The sequence below is a fragment of the Micrococcus sp. GbtcB5 genome, from assembly GCF_019091605.1.
In the GTDB taxonomy this organism is placed as follows: Bacteria; Actinomycetota; Actinomycetes; order Actinomycetales; family Micrococcaceae; genus Micrococcus; species Micrococcus luteus.
Genome location: NZ_JAGXJK010000410.1, coordinates 1 through 240, shown reverse-complemented (window position 1 = coordinate 240; position 240 = coordinate 1). Strand labels below are relative to the sequence as shown.

Below are 240 nucleotides of genomic sequence, written 5' to 3'. Positions count from 1 at the left end.
CACGTAGCCCAGCCAGTTCACCCACAGCATGATCGGCATGATCATCCCCGAGTAGAACTGCGCCGTGAACGCGGCCTCGTACAGCTCCTCGTTGCGCTCGACGAAGCGCGCGGCCATGTCCCGCTGACGGCCGAACACGGTCACCAGCTCGTGCCCCGTGAACGACTCCTCGATGGGCCCGTTGGGCCGGCCCGTCTCCCGCCACCGCGCGGAGAAGTGCGCCTGGGACCTCTTGCCGAT

At 67.5% G+C, this 240-nt stretch carries 1 protein-coding gene; it reads right to left on the bottom strand.

Annotated elements, in window-relative coordinates; all coding sequences use genetic code 11:
• A partial coding sequence (locus KVS67_RS12920; RefSeq protein WP_254629384.1) for an ABC transporter transmembrane domain-containing protein occupies positions 1–240 on the bottom strand: 240 nt, incomplete at both ends.